This window comes from Chryseobacterium sp. CFS15 (genome assembly GCF_031118795.1).
GTDB lineage: Bacteria > Bacteroidota > Bacteroidia > Flavobacteriales > Weeksellaceae > Chryseobacterium > Chryseobacterium indoltheticum.
Genome location: NZ_JAVHYL010000014.1, coordinates 36,028 through 55,903, shown reverse-complemented (window position 1 = coordinate 55,903; position 19,876 = coordinate 36,028). Strand labels below are relative to the sequence as shown.

Annotated in this window: 25 protein-coding genes; all 25 read left to right on the top strand. The window is 34.9% G+C overall.

Annotated features, from left to right (window positions below; translation table 11 throughout):
- The first annotated feature begins 29 nt into the window (after positions 1-29).
- On the top strand, positions 30-968 hold the full coding sequence (gene paaA / locus OH814_RS18475; RefSeq protein WP_308829176.1) for a 1,2-phenylacetyl-CoA epoxidase subunit PaaA: 939 nt from the start codon (positions 30-32) through the stop codon (positions 966-968).
- 108 nt (positions 969-1,076) lie between these two features.
- Entirely contained in the window at positions 1,077-1,358 is a 282-nt protein-coding gene (gene paaB / locus OH814_RS18470; RefSeq protein WP_034679196.1) for a 1,2-phenylacetyl-CoA epoxidase subunit PaaB, read from the top strand.
- A 71-nt stretch (positions 1,359-1,429) separates the two neighbouring features.
- Complete coding sequence (gene paaC / locus OH814_RS18465; protein WP_201133287.1) at positions 1,430-2,179, top strand: 1,2-phenylacetyl-CoA epoxidase subunit PaaC; 750 nt, start codon at positions 1,430-1,432, stop codon at positions 2,177-2,179.
- A gap of 97 nt (positions 2,180-2,276) precedes the next feature.
- Positions 2,277-2,741 (top strand): 1,2-phenylacetyl-CoA epoxidase subunit PaaD, encoded by a 465-nt coding sequence (paaD, locus tag OH814_RS18460; RefSeq protein ID WP_308829175.1) that lies wholly within the window; start codon positions 2,277-2,279, stop codon positions 2,739-2,741.
- Between the two features lie 129 nt (positions 2,742-2,870).
- Positions 2,871-3,671 carry an enoyl-CoA hydratase/isomerase family protein gene (locus tag OH814_RS18455; protein WP_079466489.1) on the top strand — a complete coding sequence of 267 codons (801 nt, stop codon included), beginning with the start codon at positions 2,871-2,873 and terminating at the stop codon, positions 3,669-3,671.
- Between the two features lie 106 nt (positions 3,672-3,777).
- Positions 3,778-4,911, top strand: a complete 1,134-nt coding sequence (locus OH814_RS18450; protein WP_308829174.1) for a 3-hydroxyacyl-CoA dehydrogenase NAD-binding domain-containing protein — start codon at positions 3,778-3,780, stop codon at positions 4,909-4,911.
- Positions 4,912-5,013: 102 nt separating this feature from the next.
- Positions 5,014-5,328 (top strand): hypothetical protein, encoded by a 315-nt coding sequence (locus OH814_RS18445; protein WP_308829173.1) that lies wholly within the window; start codon positions 5,014-5,016, stop codon positions 5,326-5,328.
- A 2-nt stretch (positions 5,329-5,330) separates the two neighbouring features.
- The gene (locus tag OH814_RS18440) at positions 5,331-5,744 is read left to right on the top strand and encodes a hotdog fold thioesterase (protein WP_308829172.1); all 414 of its coding nucleotides are present in this window, start codon (positions 5,331-5,333) and stop codon (positions 5,742-5,744) included.
- A gap of 64 nt (positions 5,745-5,808) precedes the next feature.
- The gene (locus OH814_RS18435) at positions 5,809-6,171 is read left to right on the top strand and encodes a four helix bundle protein (protein ID WP_308829171.1); all 363 of its coding nucleotides are present in this window, start codon (positions 5,809-5,811) and stop codon (positions 6,169-6,171) included.
- A gap of 45 nt (positions 6,172-6,216) precedes the next feature.
- Positions 6,217-7,425 (top strand): 3-oxoadipyl-CoA thiolase, encoded by a 1,209-nt coding sequence (gene pcaF / locus OH814_RS18430; protein WP_308829170.1) that lies wholly within the window; start codon positions 6,217-6,219, stop codon positions 7,423-7,425.
- 154 nt (positions 7,426-7,579) lie between these two features.
- Positions 7,580-8,173, top strand: coding sequence for a transferase hexapeptide repeat family protein (locus OH814_RS18425; protein ID WP_079466494.1), 594 nt, complete (start codon positions 7,580-7,582; stop codon positions 8,171-8,173).
- A 76-nt stretch (positions 8,174-8,249) separates the two neighbouring features.
- Positions 8,250-8,522, top strand: a complete 273-nt coding sequence (locus OH814_RS18420; RefSeq protein WP_308829169.1) for a transposase — start codon at positions 8,250-8,252, stop codon at positions 8,520-8,522.
- 69 nt (positions 8,523-8,591) lie between these two features.
- Positions 8,592-8,828 (top strand): hypothetical protein, encoded by a 237-nt coding sequence (locus OH814_RS18415; protein WP_308829168.1) that lies wholly within the window; start codon positions 8,592-8,594, stop codon positions 8,826-8,828.
- Positions 8,829-8,904: 76 nt separating this feature from the next.
- Entirely contained in the window at positions 8,905-9,732 is an 828-nt protein-coding gene (locus OH814_RS18410) for an alpha/beta hydrolase-fold protein (RefSeq protein ID WP_308829167.1), read from the top strand.
- A gap of 128 nt (positions 9,733-9,860) precedes the next feature.
- Entirely contained in the window at positions 9,861-12,356 is a 2,496-nt protein-coding gene (gene paaZ / locus OH814_RS18405) for a phenylacetic acid degradation bifunctional protein PaaZ (RefSeq protein ID WP_308829166.1), read from the top strand.
- Between the two features lie 150 nt (positions 12,357-12,506).
- A complete protein-coding gene (locus OH814_RS18400; protein ID WP_308829165.1) occupies positions 12,507-13,277 on the top strand; it encodes a DUF4241 domain-containing protein in 771 nt (256 codons plus the stop codon).
- Positions 13,278-13,286: 9 nt separating this feature from the next.
- A complete protein-coding gene (locus tag OH814_RS18395; protein WP_308829164.1) occupies positions 13,287-13,976 on the top strand; it encodes an SMUG2 DNA glycosylase family protein in 690 nt (229 codons plus the stop codon).
- A 23-nt stretch (positions 13,977-13,999) separates the two neighbouring features.
- Complete coding sequence (locus tag OH814_RS18390) at positions 14,000-14,770, top strand: methyltransferase domain-containing protein (protein WP_308829163.1); 771 nt, start codon at positions 14,000-14,002, stop codon at positions 14,768-14,770.
- A 303-nt stretch (positions 14,771-15,073) separates the two neighbouring features.
- Positions 15,074-15,838: an enoyl-CoA hydratase/isomerase family protein gene (locus tag OH814_RS18385; RefSeq protein ID WP_308829162.1), complete on the top strand. Its 765-nt coding sequence runs from the start codon at positions 15,074-15,076 to the stop codon at positions 15,836-15,838.
- Between the two features lie 130 nt (positions 15,839-15,968).
- On the top strand, positions 15,969-17,204 hold the full coding sequence (locus OH814_RS18380; protein ID WP_201133302.1) for a sodium:proton antiporter: 1,236 nt from the start codon (positions 15,969-15,971) through the stop codon (positions 17,202-17,204).
- Positions 17,205-17,262: 58 nt separating this feature from the next.
- Positions 17,263-17,880 (top strand): hypothetical protein, encoded by a 618-nt coding sequence (locus OH814_RS18375; protein ID WP_076560071.1) that lies wholly within the window; start codon positions 17,263-17,265, stop codon positions 17,878-17,880.
- A 37-nt stretch (positions 17,881-17,917) separates the two neighbouring features.
- A complete protein-coding gene (locus OH814_RS18370; protein ID WP_308829161.1) occupies positions 17,918-18,295 on the top strand; it encodes a four helix bundle protein in 378 nt (125 codons plus the stop codon).
- 36 nt (positions 18,296-18,331) lie between these two features.
- On the top strand, positions 18,332-18,622 hold the full coding sequence (locus OH814_RS18365; RefSeq protein ID WP_079466503.1) for a transcriptional regulator: 291 nt from the start codon (positions 18,332-18,334) through the stop codon (positions 18,620-18,622).
- A gap of 66 nt (positions 18,623-18,688) precedes the next feature.
- Complete coding sequence (locus OH814_RS18360) at positions 18,689-18,979, top strand: hypothetical protein (protein ID WP_308829160.1); 291 nt, start codon at positions 18,689-18,691, stop codon at positions 18,977-18,979.
- Positions 18,980-19,023: 44 nt separating this feature from the next.
- Positions 19,024-19,872: a metallophosphoesterase gene (locus tag OH814_RS18355; RefSeq protein ID WP_308829159.1), complete on the top strand. Its 849-nt coding sequence runs from the start codon at positions 19,024-19,026 to the stop codon at positions 19,870-19,872.
- The last annotated feature ends 4 nt before the right edge of the window (positions 19,873-19,876 follow it).

Sequence of the window (19,876 nt, the reverse complement as noted above, 5' to 3'; positions counted from 1 at the left end):
GACTGATACATTGCTAAATTGGAAAAATTATGGATTTAGAAAAATTTGTACAATACGTACACGACGAAAATAAAGTAGAACCGAAAGACGTAATGCCTGATGATTACAGGAAATTATTGGTTCGTCAGATTTCACAGCATGCGCATTCTGAGATTGTCGGAATGCTACCGGAAGCCAACTGGATTTCCAGAGCACCTTCATTGAGAAGGAAAATGGCGCTTCTGGCTAAAGTTCAGGATGAAGCGGGTCACGGTTTATACCTTTATTCTGCAACTGAAACTCTAGGAAACGGAACGATTAGAGCTGACAGAGACGCGACTTACGACGATATGTTGGAAGGAAAAGCAAAATATTCAAGTATTTTCAATTATCCTACATTAAGTTGGGCAGATATCGGTGCGATCGGCTGGCTGGTTGACGGTGCTGCAATTATGAACCAGGTGATGCTGATGGGGAATTCTTACGGTCCTTATTCCAGAGCGATGGTGAAAATCTGTAAAGAAGAATCTTTCCACCAAAGGCAGGGATATGAAATTCTGATGGCACTTTGCCGTGGAACCAAACAGCAGAAAGAAATGGCCCAACGATCTTTAGATCAGTTCTGGTGGCCGGCTCTGATGATGTTCGGCCCGAATGACGACAGTTCGCCAAACTCTAAAATCTCGATGAATTATAGAGTGAAAAGAGAAAGTAACGACAGTCTTCGTCAGAGATTTGTTGATGTTACCGTTGCTCAGGCTGAATTCTTAGGATTAACTATTCCAGACAAAGATTTGAAATGGAATGAAGAAAGGCAGCATTACGATTTCGGAGAACTTCCTTGGGATGAATTCATGACGATCTTAAAAGGAAACGGACCTTGTAACAAGAAAAGATTACAGACAAAAGTGAAAGCGCAACAAGAAAACCTTTGGGTAAAAGAAGCAGCTGCAGCTTTTGCAGAGAAACAGGAAAAAATTTCAATGTAACAATATACCAATGTAAAAATGTAACAATCAATTTGTCATGCTGAGCTTGTCGAAGCATCTTAATTGGTAAATTGTTAGACTGATACATTGTTAAATTTAATTTTATTTATGGCAAATTTAGATATGTGGGAAGTGTTTATTCAGACTAAACCGGGATTATCTCACAAACACGTTGGAATTGTACAGGCACCAACAGCAGAAATGGCTTTGCAGAACGCAAGAGACGTTTATACAAGAAGAAAAGAAGGAACTTCTGTTTGGGTAGTTCCAAGTAAATATATTGTGACTTCAGAAGGAATTGATAAAGAAGCTTTCTTTGATCCGGCTGATGACAAATTGTACCGTCACCCGACGTTTTACGATATTCCAAACGATGTAAAAAATATGTAATAAAAGAAGTTAGAAGTTAGATTCTAGAATTTAGTCTAATTTCTAACCTCTAATTTCTAAATTCTATAAAAATGAACCCATTATATAATTATTTATTAAAATTAGCGGACGACAGTTTCATCATGGGACAGCGTTTGTCTGCTTGGTGCGGTGAAGGTCCTTATTTGGAGGAAGATATTGCATTGACAAACATCGCTTTGGACGAACTTGGACAGGCAAATAACTTCTACGTTTATGCCTCAAGAGTTGCCGATAACGGTAAAAGTGAAGATGATTTGGCTTTTTTAAGATATGAACATGAATATCTGAATGCCCATTTAACCGAGCTTCCGAATGAAGATTATGCACAGACAATTCTTAAAGTGTATATTTTCTCTGTCTATCAGAAATTAATGTACGAAGCATTGTCAAATTCTGCCGATGAAGAACTTTCTGCAATCGCTCAAAAATCTTTGAAAGAAGTAAGATATCATTATACGCATACTGCTTCTTGGATGAAAATTTTCGCTCAGGGAACTGAAGAAAGCAAAACCCGTTTGGTAAAAGCAATCGAAAATGTTTGGGAATATACCAAAGGCTTATTCGCAAAAGTAGAAGGAGAAGATGATTTAATTGCTTTAAATATCACTCCAAATGTTGATGAATTGTATAACCAGTTTATCTCAATCACAGAAAAAGATTTCGCAGATTTTGGTTTGGAATATCCAACAGATCATTTCATGCAGCCAAAATCAAGAACAGGATATCACACCGAATATTTCGGATTTATCCTTTGTGAATTGCAGTATATGCAGAGAGCGTATCCGGGATGTACGTGGTAATAAAATCAATGAGTTAATTTGAAAATGAGTTAATTTGAAATTGAGGGCACCCTTAAATTTTCAAATTACCCAAATTTTCAAATTTTCAAATTAATTAATGAAAAATCCTTTAGAAATATTAGAATTAATTCCCGATCCGGAAATCCCGGTAATCAATATTGTGGAATTGGGCATTGTAAGAGAAGCGAAAGTTACGAGTGAGAATTCTTGTGAAGTAACCATTACGCCGACTTATTCTGCCTGTCCCGCTATGTTTACCATTGAAGAAGATATCATTAAATTGATGAAAGAATACGGATGGGATGCGAAAGTAGTCACCAAAATGTTTCCGATTTGGACAACAGATTGGTTGACAGATGAAGCGAGAGAAAAACTCCGTGTTTACGGAATTTCACCTCCCGAAAAAGGAGCCGACGAACATCACATCGGGAAACCGAAAAAATGTCCTCGTTGTGGTTCGATGAATTCAAAACAAATAAGCAGATTCGGGTCTACTTTGTGTAAGGCTTCGTATCAATGCTTAGACTGTTTAGAGCCTTTTGATTATTTTAAATGCCACTAGATTAATGTAACAATTTAGCAATGTAAAAATGTAACAATTTTGAATGCGGCAAATATTGTTAGACTGGTAAACTAATACATTGCTACATTTTTATGCGTAAATTTACATTAATTATAAAAAAATAAAACTATGTACACACAACTTGATATTGAATCACATTTTGACGGAAAGCTGAAAATCGCTTACCTCAATCAGCCTGAAACGATGAATGCGCTTACAAAGCCATCTTTGGGAGATCTAAAAGATTTTATAAAAGAATGCAGTGATGATCCTACGGTAAGATGTGTGGCGATTTCAGGAAGAGGAAGAGCTTTTTGCTCAGGTCAAAACTTAGATGATGCTTTCGTACAAGGCAACGACCATCATGATGACGATATTATCAGAAGAATTGTGACGGATTATTACAATCCTTTGGTACTCGAAATTACACGTTGCAAAAAACCTGTTGTGGCTTTGGTCAATGGTCCTGCTGTTGGAGCTGGAGCAATGTTGGCTTTGATTTGTGACTTTGTTTTAGCTAATAATAAAGCATATTTTTCTCAGGCATTTTCAAATATTGGGTTAATTCCTGATACAGGAGGTACTTATTTCTTGCCTAAATTATTGGGAAGACAATTGGCAAACTATTTAGCATTTACTGGCAAAAAATTATCAGCTGAAGAATCAAAATCGTATGGTTTGGTAGCTGAAGTTTTCACGGAGGAAGAATTCAATTCAAAATCAATGGAAATTTTAGAAAAAGTATCAAACATGCCGACTGTTGGTTTAAAATTAACCAAAAAAGCCTTCGCCAATTCTTACAACAACACTTTGAAAGAACAGTTGGAACTGGAAGGAGATTTACAGCAGGAAGCTGCCGAAACAGAAGATTTCAAAGAAGGGGTACAAGCCTTTTTACAAAAAAGAAAACCTGAATATAAAGGAAAATAAGAATTAATATAACAATGTACCAATGTAGCAATTTACCAATGAAATGCTTCGACGAGCTCAGCATGATAGAGATTGTTACATTGTTACATTGATACACTGTTACATTATGACGAATGTAGGAATTATCGGTGCCGGAACGATGGGAATTGGCATCGCACAAGTAGCCGCAACGAACGGATGCAAAGTTTGGGTCTATGACGCCAACGCAAAACAAGTAGAAACGGCAACCGTAGGTTTGGAAAAAACATTGACCAAATTGGTTGATAAACAGAAAATTTCGGCAGAGAAAATGACCGAAATTTTAGCTAATATTTCCATCGCTACAGAACTGAAGGACTTTAAAGATTGTGAATTAATCATTGAAGCCATCATCGAAAATAAAGAAATTAAAACAAAAGTCTTCACAGAATTAGAGAAACACGTTTCAGAAAGCTGTGTGATTGGTTCTAATACATCATCTATTTCCATCACCTCTCTTGGTGCAGAATTACAAATACCGGAACGTTTCATCGGAATTCACTTCTTCAATCCGGCTCCTTTGATGCCTTTAGTTGAGATTATTCCATCTCTCCTTACAGAAAAATCTTTAGCCGAAAAAATGTACAACCTCATGAAAGATTGGGGTAAAATTCCTGTGATTGCTAAAGATATTCCAGGGTTTATTGTTAATAGAATCGCTCGACCTTACTACGGTGAAGGTTTGAGAATTGTTGAAGAAAACATTGCAACTGTAGAACAAGTTGATGATGCGATGAAAACAATTGGAAACTTCAAAATGGGTCCTTTTGAATTGATGGATTTAATTGGAGTTGATGTAAATTTCTCAGTAACAAAAACGGTTTACAACGAATATTTCTACGACCCGAAATACAAACCGTCTCTTCTTCAACAAAGAATGTCTGAAGCAAAACTTCACGGCAGAAAAACCGGAAAAGGCTTCTACGATTATAGTGAAGATGCTATAAAACCTGTTGCTCAAAAAGACGAGACCCTTTATCAACAAATATTTCTGAGAATAATTTCAATGCTGATCAACGAAGCGGTTGAAGCAAAAAGATTAGGTGTTGCGAATGATGAAGATCTAGAATTGGCAATGCAAAAAGGAGTAAATTATCCAAGAGGATTATTGGCTTGGGGAAAAGAAATAGGTTTTTCAAAAATCTCTGAAACCCTGCAAAATCTTTACGAAGAATATCAGGAAGAAAGATACAGACAAAGCCCGTTACTACGTAAAATGTAACAATATACCAATATAACCATGTAGCAATCTGTCTGTCATGCTGAGCTTGTCGAAGCATCTCAATTGGTAAATCGTTACATTGTTAAATTATTACATTAAAAAATGGATATAGATGGATTCAGAGCCGAATTGGAAACAAGGCTTCTCATTGAAAAAGAATACATAATTCAGGAACTTTCTTCGATAAAGGATGATAAAGAAAAGTTTGATTTATTAGGAAGGTTTAATGAAAAATATAAAGAGCTGATCAAGAGATTAGCGAATGAAAGTGGGATTGATTTAAATGCTCTTTATCCAACCGAAAACCCATCAAATTCAGAAAATCTTTCAAACGAACAGATAATTCTCGGTAAAACCATGGGTGTTTACGATAAATTGGCTGATGAATTATATGAAAAATTAACAAGCAGAAATTAAAAATGAATCCAAGACAGGTTGCAGAATATATGTTTGATCAGGATTATTTTTCCCAATGGATGAATATCAAAATGATCGAAGTAAAAGAAAATTATTGTTTAATAGAAATGCCCATCAAAAAAGAAATGATTAATGGGTTGAAAACCGTTCACGGAGGCGTTACCTTTGCTTTTGCGGATTCTGCGTTGGCATTTTCGTCTAATAATACCGGCGATGCGGCAGTTGCTTTAAACTGCATTATTAATTTTACCAAAGCCGGAAAAGAAGGCGATGTTTTCAGAGCAGAAAGTATGCTGGTGAATGATACAAGAAAAACCGCTGTTTATGATATTAAAATTACCAATCAAAATCAAGAAATGATTGCAAAATTCGTCGGAACAGTTTATAAAATCGGAAAAAAAATTAAAGAATTGTAATTTTAATGTAACAATGTATCAGTATAGCAATCTAACAATGATGAAATAAAAAATTTTAACACAAATGATAAATTTTGAAAATAATCCATTGATTCAGAAAACAGTTCAGTTTTCTTTAGATATAATTGAGTTTTGTGAATTGTTAGAAGAAAAAAGAAAGTTTGTAATTGCAAAACAATTGTTACGTTGCGGAACAAGCATTGGTGCAAATGCATTTGAAGCTCAAAACCCACACAGTAAAAATGATTTTATCAATAAGATAAAAATTTCAGCCAAAGAATTGGAAGAAACCAAATATTGGCTTTATCTGTGTAAACATTCCAAAAATTATCCGTTTGATGAAAAGCTTGAATATCAAATTGTAGAATTAGGAAAAATTATTTATAAAATATTAAGTACAAGTTTAAATAAAAATCAAGGCATTTAACATTGTTACACTGTTAGATTGCTACATTGTTAAATTAATTTAATTATGAACAACGTATACATCATAGATTACATCAGAACTCCTATTTCAAAACTAAGTGGGGGGCTATCAGAAGTGAGAGCCGATGATTTGGCAGGAATCGTTCTAAAAGAAATTGTTGCAAGAAACCCAGAAGTTCCCGTTGAGGAAATCGAGGATGTTATTTTCGGATGTGCAAATCAAGCGGGTGAAGATAACAGAAACGTTGCAAGAATGGGACTTTTATTGGCTGGACTTCCATACAAAATTGGAGGGGAAACAGTAAACAGACTCTGCGCTTCTGGAATGTCGGCGGTTGCTAATGCTTTCCGTTCGATTGCTTCTGGAGAAGGTGAAATCTATATCGCAGGTGGAGTTGAGCATATGACGCGTTCACCTTATGTAATGTCAAAACCAAGTGCAGCTTTCGGTAGAGATAGTCAGATGTTTGATACCACTTTCGGATGGAGATTTGTCAATCCGAAAATGAAGGAAATGTATGGCGTAGATGCAATGGGAGATACTGCTGAAAACTTAGCAGAAATGCATAATATCAGCCGTGAAGATCAGGACAAATTTGCTCTTTGGTCACAGCAAAAAGCCACAAAAGCTCAGGAAAGTGGGAGATTGGCGGAAGAAATTGTAAAAGTTGAAATTCCTCAAAGAAAAGGCGACTCTAAAATTTTTGATAAAGATGAATTCATCAAACCAACTTCTTCAATGGAAGGTTTAGGTAAATTACGCCCTGCTTTTAGAAAAGAAGGTGGAACCGTAACTGCCGGAAACGCTTCAGGAATGAATGATGGCGCTGCTGCCTTAATTTTAGCAAGCGAAGAAGCCGTAAAAAAATATGGTTTAAAACCAAAAGCTAAGATTTTAGGATCTTCAGTTGCCGGTGTTGAACCAAGGATCATGGGAATTGGTCCTGTTGAAGCAACTCAAAAATTATTAAAAAGACTGAATCTTTCATTGGAAGATATGGATGTTATTGAATTGAATGAAGCTTTTGCTGCTCAATCTTTAGCCGTAACAAGAAGTTTAGGGTTGAAAGATGACGATTCAAGAATAAATCCAAACGGAGGAGCGATCGCAATTGGTCACCCACTTGGAGTTTCCGGAGCAAGAATCATCGGTTCTGCTGCAATGGAACTTCAAAAACAAGATAAAAAATATGCATTGTGTACCCTTTGTATCGGTGTCGGACAAGGCTATGCAATGGTAATTGAAAAAGTATAACTTTTTCAATAATGTAACAATTTGCTGATGTACCAATATAACAATTTACCGATGTAACAATATTTTTGGCCTTGTCATGCTTAGCTTGTCGAAGCATCAATTGGTAAACTGTTAGATTGATACATTGTTAAATTAATTTTTTAATTAAAAAATTATGAATATCTACTCATATCACGGCATTCGCCCTATCATAAAACCTTCCGCTTACGTTCATCCGCAAGCGGTGATTATCGGAAATGTTGAGATTGGCGAAGAAGTTTATATAGGTCCCAATGCGGTTATCCGTGGCGATTGGGGAAAAATTATCATCAAAGACGGTGCAAATGTTCAGGAAAACTGTACACTTCACGTTTTTCCGGGTATTGAAACGATTTTAGAAGAATCCGCACATATCGGTCATGGAGCAATTATCCATTCCGGGCATATTGGGAAAAACTGTTTGGTTGGAATGAATGCTGTCGTAATGGATAAAGCTGTAATCGGTGACGAATGTATTATCGGTGCTTTGGCTTTTGTTCCTGCGAATTTCAGATGTGATGCGAGAAAATTAATTGTTGGTAGTCCCGCAAAGATCATCCGTGATGTTTCTGATGAAATGATTAAATGGAAAACAGAAGGCACAAAACTTTATCAGGAATTGGCAAGAGAAGGAAAAGATGCGATTCTACCTTGTGAACCATTTACAGAATATGTTCAGCAGATTCCTACGAAAGTTGTTGATTACAGCATTTGGGATGATGTGAAATGATTGTCCATAGCTAAACCTCATAGGTTTTCAAAACCTATGAGGTTTCAATATTAAAACACATAAATGAAGAAAAAACATGTCAAATACAGAAGGTTTTGAATATGGTTATGTATATCATATTTACACCCATGCAAACGGAAAAGATTTAATTTTTCGGGAAGATGAAAATTATAAATATTTTTTAAGTAAGATTTTAAAATATATTCTTCTGATAGCTGAAATATATGCGTATTGTTTAATGCCCAATCATTTTCATTTATTAATAAGGTTTAAAGATTCAAACCAACTATCAAATGAAGATGAGCATAAATATTTAATGAAACAGTTTAGTAATTTATTAAATGGTTAGGCAAAAGCATATAATAAGAAATACAATAGAAAAGGATCACTTTTTCTTGATTTTTTAAAACGCAAGAAAGTGGGCGATGAAAAGTATTTGATTAAATTATTATATTATATTCACAATAACCCCGTCAATCACAGGTTTGTTGAAGATATTAATGATTGGAAATATTCATCTTATCATTCTTATATTAATTTGGCTAAAGAAAGTAAAATTGAAAGAAAAGAAATGATGCAATATTTTGACACAATAAAAGATTTTGTAGAATATCATAAGTCAAATGTTGAGTATGATTTTCTAACAATCGAATAAAATAGAGTTCAACTCAAACCTCATAGGTTTCTAAAACCTATGAGGTTTTGAAAGGACGATTAACAATTAATAAAGTATGCTAAAAAAACTTCTCATTTCCTGTAGTATTTTGTTTGCATTTCAAAGTATGGTTTTTGCCCAGACTGAAAATGTAAAACCATTGACTATTGGAGAAATCAGAATATTCAAGTCTAAGATTTTAAAAGAAGATAGAATTCTTAACATCTATCTTCCACAAAATTTCGACAAAACAAAATCTTACCCAATTATCTATTTGTTGGATGGAAGCATGAATGAAGATTTTATTCACGTTACAGGATTGGTGCAATTCTTTAATCAAATGTATTCTATGCCGGAAACAATTGTGGTGGGAATTGCCAATATTGACAGAAAGAAAGATTTCACTTTTCATACTGATTTAAAAGATTTACAGACAGATTATCCTACAACGGGGCATTCAGATAAATTTATCAGTTTTTTGGAGAAAGAATTAAAACCGTATATAGAAAGTCAGTTTAAAACAGCAGATAAATATTTATTCGGGCAATCTTTAGGTGGACTTTTGGCAACAGAAATTTTGTTGAAAAAACCGGAAATGTTTAATAACTATTTTATCATCAGTCCGAGTTTGTGGTGGGATGATGAAAGTCTTCTAAAACAAGCTTCTCAATTGTTAACTAAAATTCCCGATACAAAGAAATTTATTTATGTTTCTGTCGGAAAAGGGGAGCATCCGGTAATGATAAAAGATGCCGAAAGTTTAGATGATATTCTGAAAAAATCAAACAAGAAAAACTGGACGGTAGAATATAAAATGATGGAAACAGACAACCATGCAACCATTCTTCACAGAAGTTTGTATGAAGGTTTAGTGAAATTGTTTCCGTATCAGGAACCGAAATAAATAAATGTAACAATATACCAATGTAAAAATCTAACAATAATGTCGTTATGTCATGCTGAGCCTGTCAAAGCATCTCATTGGTAAACTGCTAGATTGATACATTGTTAAATTAGAAATATAAAAACTATATGGAAAAATTAAAAAACTATATTCATGGCGAATGGGTAGAAGGTAACGGAAACGGGATTCCTTTATACAATGCCGTGACAGGAGAGCAGGTTGCTGTTTCAGATACAGAAGGGCTGAATTTTGAACAGGCTCTTGACTACGGAAGAACAGTGGGTTACAAAAATCTTTCTTCCATGACGTTCTACGATCGTGGAGAAATGTTGAAAAAAGTAGCACTTTACCTTTTAGAAAGAAAGAAAAAATATTACGAATTGTCATATAAAACCGGAGCGACGCACGCAGACTCTTGGGTAGATATCGAAGGAGGTTTTGGTACGTTCTTCACCTATTCTGGGTTGGCAAAAAGAATGCTTCCGAACACTCCGTTTTGGGTAGATGGGGAAACTCAGAAAATTTCTGCAAACGGAACTTTCTTGGGAGCTCATATTTTAACGCCAAGTGAAGGTGTTTCTGTGCAGATAAACGCTTATAACTTTCCGGTTTGGGGAATGTTGGAAAAGTTATCCACATCTTTATTGGCAGGTGTTCCGTCAATTGTGAAGCCTTCGCCGTTTGGTTCTTATTTAACGAATGCAGTTTTCCAGGATATGATTGAAAGCGGTGTTCTTCCTGAAGGCGCTCTTCAATTGGTTTGTGGTGAACCGGGAAATATTTTGGATCATGTTAAGGATGGAGATTCTGTATTGTTCACAGGTTCTGCAACGACAGGTAGAAAGTTAAAAGCTTTGCCTTCTGTTTCAGGAAATGCTGTTCGTTTCAATATGGAAGCAGACTCTTTGAACTGCTCAATTCTTGGGTTGGATGCAAAACCGGGAACTCCTGAATTTGATCTTTTCATTAAAGAGGTTCGTACAGAAATGACCACAAAAGCCGGACAAAAATGTACAGCGATCAGAAGAATTCTCGTTCCTGAAAACTTAATTGGAGATGTTCAGAATGCTTTGTCTAAAGCTTTAGACCAAACTAAAATAGGAAATCCTTTAAGTAGAGAAACCAGAATGGGGTCTTTGGTTGGAAAACAGCAGTACGATGAGGTTTTAAGAAAAGTAAATATCTTAAAAACTGAAACGGAATTAATTTATGACGGAAAACATGAATTGGTAGATGCAGACTATGAAAATGGTGCATTTATGAGTCCGAAATTGTTCTTAAATGATTCTCCTTTCACCAAAAATATCTCTCATGATGTTGAAGCTTTCGGTCCGGTTTCTACGTTGATGCCTTACAAAGATGCGGAAGAAGCTGCGGCGTTGGCAAAAAGAGGAAAAGGAAGTTTGGTGGGTTCAATTGTTTCTCACGATGAGAAATTTGTAGCCGAAACTTCGTGGAAAATGGCTTCCCAGCACGGTAGAATTTTCGTGTTAAACAGAGATAATGCGAAAGAAAGTACAGGTCACGGTTCTCCGCTTCCTACTTTAATGCATGGTGGTCCCGGAAGAGCAGGTGGAGGCGAAGAAATGGGTGGACTGAATGGTCTTCATTTCTTCCTTCAAAAGACAGCGATTCAAGGTTCGCCGGATATTTTGACAGCGATTACAAAAGTATATCAGCAAGGCGCGGAGAAAAAATATTCAGACAAACACCCTTTCCAGAAATATTTTGAAGATGTTGAGGTTGGAGATTCGTTGGAAACAGCAGGAAGAACGGTTACTGATGCAGATATTGTGAATTTCTCGAATGTTTCATGGGATCATTTTTATGCACATACCGATGCTACAAGCTTAACAGGAACTATTTTCGATAAAACCGTTGCTCATGGATATTTTATCCTTTCAGCGGCGGCGGGATTGTTCGTTTCAGGTAAAAAAGGTCCGGTTATCGCCAATTATGGATTAGAAAACTGTTCGTTCTTCAAACCAGTTTATGCAGGAGACACAATTACGGTTTATTTAACGGCAAAAGAAAAAATCAATCGTGGTGTAAAGGGTAGAAACATTCCTTCCGGAGTTGTAAAATGGTTGGTTGAGGTTGTTAATCAAAGAGATGAAATAGTTTGTGTTGCTACAATTTTAACATTAGTCGCTAAACATTCTCCGTTTATTGATTTCAAAGTTCAGAATATTCAGAAAAAATTAAATGCTTTGACTGAAAAAACGCAACCTGTTTTTGGAGATTTTACTCCGCAATTAATGGTTGAGCATTTGGAAGAAGTATTGAGAAATGGTTTCGGCAATTTGAAACCGGAAGATTTTCCTGAAATTCCTGCCGAAAAATTAGAACTGCTTCAGGATTGGTTGTACACTGATAAAAAGATTCGTCCGGGAGCTCAATATCCCTTATGGAAAGAAGGAGAAATTCCTCAGAATAAAAATAAAAATCTGGATGCAGCTAAAACTCAGTTGATAGAAACATTAAAAGAGTTTATGGTTTATTTCAAAGAAAATCCTTTTGCAGAACATTATAATCCAAGATTTGGACATTTGAACAAGGAAATGATGGAGCTTTTCCAAAGAAAACATTTCACACATCATTTTGAACAGTTTGGCTTGATTTAATTAGTTTAAAACTAGAAATATATCAATTTAACAGCGTAGCAATTTTTGTTACGCTGTTTTTATAATCTTTTGTTAAAAACTTCGCCATATTTGATGTCTTTATTTTAATTCCTTATTTTCATGTTTAAATCAATTCAAAAAATATTTATCATGGAAGAAAGCTGGATGCAGAAGTACGAGAAAGTAAAAAATATACTGACTTGTCCTACAGATTTGGAGTCTTATTTTACGTCAAAAGAAATCGCTGGTGAAAAAATGGAAGTCATGGAAATCGGAAATGTTTCTCTGCCTTCCGGAAAAGTGGTCGTACGAGATCCTTTGGTATTTCTCAATTCAAAACAAAAACCATATTTTCTTGAAGCTCCAAAAGGAAATTTTCCCGTAACAATTGCTGTTGTAAAATCGGAGGATTGGGGTGACCGATATGCTGCTGTAAAGGTAAAGTTTAGTGACGAAAAACCTATTCTTTATCAGGAAGCTTTGATTGGAAACGAAAATCTTGAAGGCGTAAAAGAAGACGATTTTTTTGGATTTCATGTGGATGCCGGATTGGGATGTATTGCCGATGCAGAAGCACTTCCTGTATTCGATAAGTTTTTAGAGGAACTAATTGTAGACAATGTTTATGATGATTATTTTGCTGAATTGTTTGCTCAAAGTTATCAGCAGAATCCACAAAATCAAAGAGATGCAGGTGATTGGATCAACTGGACAATACCAAATACAGCATTTCAAATTCCTATGTTTGCGAGTGGCTTTGGGGACGGATCTTATCCGGTGTATTTTGCGTATGATGCAAAAGGAGAGATCTGTGGCTTGTATATTCAGTTTATCGACATCGAATTGGCACTAAGTGATGAAGAAGAGGATGAAGACGAAGATGAAAATGATCAGCCACAAAATTTTGTTTTTCTATCATAAACTCTTCATATGAGTAATACTTTTGCTGAAAAAATTGTTGAGTTCAATAAAAACTTGCACTACTCTGGACAATTGCCGAAAGATTTTCAGATTCTGAATCCGTATTTAGATAATCCTGAAACAATGGTTGTCATGGAAAAGTTTTATCATAAATATTACAACGATTCAATTCAAAGAAAATTTTTAATCGGAATTAATCCCAGCCGACACGGAGCAGGAGTTACAGGCGTTCCGTTTACTGATACAAAACGTTTGAAAAGTGTTTGCGGAATTAAAATGGAATCAGCCCATACGCATGAGGTTTCTTCCGTTTTTATGTATGATATGATCGCGTCTTATGGCGGTGCAGATGAATTTTACAGAGATATTTACATCAATTCACCTTTCCCTTTAGCAATTGTACGAAAAGCAAAAAACACCTGGATTAATGCCAATTATTACGATGATAAAGAACTTTTCAATGCTGTAAAAGTTTTCATGATCGACTGTCTGAAAAAACATATCAGTTTGAATCTCGATACTTCGGAAGTTTTTATTTTAGGAAAGAAGAATGCCCAGTTCATTTCAAAATTAAATACGGAAGCAAATCTGTTTGACAAAATGACGGTTTTAGAGCATCCGAGATATATTCAGCAATATAAATCAAAAGAAAAGCAGCTTTTTATTGATAAATATATTCTAGCTTTAAAGAACAAATAATTTCACCAAGTAAAAATATAAATATGCCCTGGAATCCTGAAGTTTACAATCAGTTTAAAAACATCCGTTATCAACCATTTTTTGATTTGATGCAGCTTATTTCCGCAGATGGTTTAAAGAAAGCAATCGATATTGGTTGCGGAACGGGCGAACAGACTCATATTCTGTCAGAAAAATTTGTTGATGCAGAGTTTTTAGGAATTGATTCTTCAGCTGAAATGCTGTCACAATCTATTTCCTTTCACAATGATAGATTAAGTTTTCAGCAAAAAAAGGTTGAAGAATTATATGACTCCGAAGAAAAGTGGGATCTAATTTTTAGCAATGCCGCTTTACAGTGGTCAGACGATCATGAAAAATTGTTTCCCAAACTGCTTTCTCTACTAAGTGAAAATGGGCAATTTGCCGTTCAAATGCCTTTGCAGTCTGAAAATATTCTCAATCAAATTTTGTTTCAACTCGCTTCAGAAGAACCTTACGAAACGCAACTTCAACAATGGAATAGAGTTTCTCCGGTTTTAGGTTTGGACGATTATGCTAAAATGATGTTTGAGGCAGGGTTGAAAGATTTAAATATCTCTATAAAAGTGTATCCGATTATAACTGATGATGCAGAGAAACTATTTCAGTTTATTTCGGGTTCAGCGTTAATTCCGTATTTGGAAAGATTGAATGAGGTGAGTAAAGAGAGATTTATTGGTGAATATAAAAAGAGAATTACTGAAAAATTCAAGAAATTCCCTGCAATTTATTCGTTTAAAAGAATGCTGCTTTACGGAAGAAAAATAGGATAAGCGTTTTCTGATAACAAAAAAATTCCCTGCTAAAAGGGAATTTTCATTTATGCTTAGAATCGTGTTTTAAAAACTTTTAGCGTTTAATAAAAGTTTTCATGGGAATTAGTTTTTACCTTTTTAATTACCACAAAATAACAGATTTTAAATAAATTAGAATAGGGTATAAATACTGTATTTTTATATCCGTATAAATACGGATGTAATTTTGCCTTCTACATTTTTAGCGCTAAAAATTATAGCATTAACTTTCTCAAAAGTGCTTTATTTAGTACTTTTGTATAAATCGAATAAAGACTAAAAATGAGTGATTTTGTAACATCAGAAATTAAAAATAATATTGCCGAAATTACTTTCGGCACGGCAAAAAGCAACGCTCTTCCCGGAGTAATTCTCGAAAAATTAGCACAAACTATTTTAGAAGAAGGTGCGAAAAATGAAGTAAAAGCTATTCTTGTAAAAAGTGAGGGTGAAAAAGCCTTTTGTGCAGGGGCGAGTTTTGATGAGCTTTTGGCCATCGATGAATTAGAGACTTCCACAAAATTTTTCGGAGGTTTTGCCAAAGTTTTAAATGCAATGCGAAATTGCGGTAAAATAGTCGTTGTAAGAGTTCAGGGAAAAACTACAGGTGGCGGAGTAGGAATTGCCTGCGGAGCAGATTATTGTTTTGCAACCAAAGATTCTGCTTTGGCATTAACCGAGATCAATTTAGGAATCGGGCCTTTCGTGATCGGTCCGTATGTAGAAAGAAAAATCGGCAAATCACAGTTTTCGGCAATGGCAATTGACGCAGACTTCAGATCGGCAGAATGGGCCGAACAGCATAATATTTATCATTCAGTTTCAGAAAACATTGTAGAAATGGATTCTAAATTGGAAAAATTCTTAAACACGCTGTCTACAAGAAGCGAGGGTGCTTTAGCTTTAATAAAAAAAGTTTCTTGGGAAGGCACAGAACATTTTAATGAATTGATGCCTGCAAGAATTCATATGAGTGCAAGTTTAATTCTTGAAGATTCTGCAAAGAAAAATATTGAGGCTATTAAAGAAAGGCTTAGAAATAAATAACTTTTTACCAGAAAGTCCCATTTAGTGGATTTTACTTAAATATTATTTTTTTAAACTAAAATTTCCATAATTTGAAAGCCGGATACTCTTATTGAGTTTCCGGCTTTTAAAATAATTAATTACAATTTATATGAGCATATATTTAGTACTGACTTTACTCATAAGTCTATCAGCTTTGTTCGCTTACATCAATCAGAAGTTTATAAAATTGCCTTTCGTTATTGGGTTGTTCTTTTTATCAACCATATTATCGATCGCTATTATCTCTTCGCACTTTCTCTTCGGATTTGATGTGAGTGCCGTCGAAATTTTTTTTGAAAATGCAAGGATTGATAAAATTATAATTGATATTTTACTCGGTTTTCTTCTCTTTGCCGGCGCTTTGCATACCGATTGGGAAGATATAAAAGGTCAGATAAGGCCGATTGCCAACTACGCAATTTTAGGAGTTTTGTTGTCTACAATTCTTATTGCTGGTGCTACTTATTATATATCAGGTTTTTTAGGAATAGAAATAAACTTTATTTACTGTCTGCTTTTTGGGGCTCTCATTTCGCCTACAGATCCTATTGCAGTTTTGGGTATTCTGAAAAAAGCAGGAGTTCCCAAAAAAACAGAATCTATCATCGTTGGAGAAAGCTTATTTAATGACGGAATCGGAGTTGTTGTTTTTATTGCGCTTTTGGATACTTTGAAAACAGGAGAATTCAGCTTTTCGCATTTCGGCGTTTTGTTTCTTCAGGAGGCGATCGGAGGCATTATCTGGGGCGTAGTTTTAGGGTATATTTTATATCTTTTCTTAAAATCTATCGACCATTATGAAACCGAAATATTACTTACGCTCGCATTTGTGATGAGCGGATATTATTTTGCCAATTATTTCCATATTTCAGGGGCACTCTCAATGGTTGTGATGGGGCTCATTGTAGGAAACTTCCGTACTTCTGTTGCGATGAGCGATATTACTCAGGAATACGTCCACAAGTTTTGGGAATTGGTAGACGTTATCTTAAATGCTGTTTTATTTATCATCATTGCATTCGTGCTTGTTGTGATAGATTTTGAAGAAAGCTATATTTATTTAGGGCTGATTTCCGTGGCTGTTGTTCTTATAATAAGGACTTTAGTCGTCTTTTTACCGTTAAAAATTCTTCCAAAAAGAATTGGTATTGGTAAAAATGATGCAAAAATTATTGCCTGGGGCGGATTAAGAGGCGGGCTCTCGCTTGCGTTAGTATTATCGTTGCCAGAAAGCCCATCTAAAGAAGTTCTTCTTATTGCTACTTACTTTGTGGTTTTGTTTAGTATTCTGATTCAGGGATTGACAATTGATAAAGTTGCGAAAGCATTGAGCAAAAAATTATAAAAAAACATTTTGTTATTTCAAAATATAATATAACTTTGTAATTCAAAGTTCTTTTAATATGGAATCAAAAAACTATCACGAAGACTTATCGCATATTCGTTCTATGATGGAGCGATCTTCTAGATTTATTTCATTAAGCGGATTATCCGGAGTTGTTGCTGGTCTGGCGGCAATTATCGGAGCGGTTTATGTCTACTTTGTTTTTCAGAGAGAAGGTATTGATTATTTTGATGGCGACAGAAATATTTTCGGGAAAGAACTGGTTAAAGAACTGGTTCTTATCGGAGCTGTTATTTTGGTCGTTGCAATTTTTAGCGGTTATATTCTCACTGCCAATAAAAGCAAAAAGAAAGGATTGAAAATCTGGGACGCAACCACGAAAAGACTTTTAGTAACATTCGCTGTTCCTTTGGTAACAGGTGGCTTATTTTGTCTCGTGTTGCTGTATCATCATCTATTTGTTTTAGTAGCACCCGCCACATTAATTTTCTACGGATTGGCTTTGGTAAGTGCAGAACGCTATACTTTGACGGATATTAAATATTTAGGCTATTGCCAAATTATTCTTGGGTTGCTTTCCTTTCTATTCTTAGGATGGGGATTAATTGCCTGGACGATTGGTTTTGGAGTTTTGCATATTGTATATGGCTTGATTATGCATAAGAAGTATAAATAGTTAGTTAGTTAGTTAGTTAGTTAGTTAGTTAGTTGATATGGGAAATATTATTTCGTTTAGGGATTTGATTTTTTGGCAAAAGTCGCATGAATTTGTTTTGGAGACTTATAGAATAAGTTCAGCATTTCCAAAAGAGGAAACTTATGCTTTGACAAGCCAGTTAAGACGAGCGGCTGTTTCAATTCCAGCTAATATTGCAGAAGGATTTACTAAGAAAACCCTACAAAATAAATTGAATTATATTTCTCATTCTGAAGGTTCATTACAAGAGGTAAAGTATTATTTAATTTTAGAAAGAGACCTTATTTATATAAATAATATAACCTTTGAAAACGCTATTAATTCGTGTGAAGAAATTGGAAAATTATTGAATGGATACATCAAAACTATAAGAAATTATCACCAAAATAAATAAAACTAAAAAACTTTTTTAACTAAGATACTATTAGCAATGATTAACATCAGTCAACTCAATAAAGAATTCGAAAGCCGTGTAAGATTGGGCATTATGTCCGTTCTTATGGTCAATGACTGGGTTGATTTTTCTGAAATGAAAAATATTCTTGAAATTACAGACGGAAATATGGCAAGTCACAGCAATGCCTTGGAAAAAGCTAATTATATTGAAGTGAAAAAAGAATTTGTAGGCAAAAAGCCCAAGACTTCATACCGTGTAACACAGTCAGGAAGAACTGCATTTACCGAGCATTTAGATGCATTAGAAAAATTAATAGGCAGATAAAACCTATATTTTTTTGAAAATTAACTTTGAAATACAAAGTACTTTTAATAATTAAAATTAAATATTATGATGACACAAAAACAAAAAACAACAATGATTTATTTTGTTCCCACCTTAATAATGGTGTTTGCGGTACTTGGGAATCTATTTTCTAAAGAATTCAATTGGTCTCCCGCCGATTTTCTTATTGCCGTTATACTTTTATTCGGAACGGCAATTATTATCGATTTGATTCGTCGGATTGTAAAAAACAAAACCTACAAAATCCTTCTATGCGTCGTGGTTTTGTTTATACTGATTCTTACTTGGGTGGAGCTTGCAGTAGGTTTATTCGGGACACCTTTCGCCGGAAGTTAATGTAATATTGAGAGTTAAAAATTACTTCACGCAATATATAAATCATGACTAGGAAAAAATTTCTAAAAAGACTTTTACAGCTTTCGGCAGTCGGTGCTTTGCCTTTTCTTTATTCTTGGCAAATTGAGCCTTTTTGGGTAGAATTTGTAGAACGAAAACTTCCAATAAAAAATTTACCTGAAGAATTGGAAGGAAAAATTCTCATGCAGATTTCCGATTTACATGTAGGAGACAGATTCGACTGGAATTTTTTAATTGAGTCATTCCAGAAGGCAAAAGAATTTAATCCGGATTTTGTGGTGTACACTGGTGATTACGTAAATCATGGAACAGAAGAAGATCACAAAAATCTAGAAAAAGTAATGGCAAAAGCAGTTTACGGAAAGCTGGGCACTTTCGGAATTCTCGGAAATCACGATTACGGAAAAAACTGGAAAGATTTAGGTTCTTCAGAAGAGATTTATCGAATTCTCCAAAATAATGGCATCAAAATGCTTAAAAATGAGCAGACAGAATCTCACGGATTAAATATTATAGGTTTTGATGATTTGTGGTCACCTAATTTTGATCCCATGAAGGTGATGAAAGATTACATTCCCGAAAAAGCCAATCTTGTGCTTTGCCACAATCCCGATGTTTGCGACAAAGATGTCTGGAACGGTTATCAAGGCTGGATTTTGAGTGGACATACTCACGGCGGACAATGCCGAATTCCCGGAGTCATTACCCCAATTCTTCCGGTGGAAAATAAAAAATATGTTTCCGGTGAAATTGATTTAGAAGATGGAAGAATGTTGTATATCAATCGCGCTTTGGGTCATTCTTTTCAGGTGAGATTTATGGTGCGTCCCGAAATTACAGTTTTCAAACTTGAACGTGATGAAGAAGTTTGAGCTA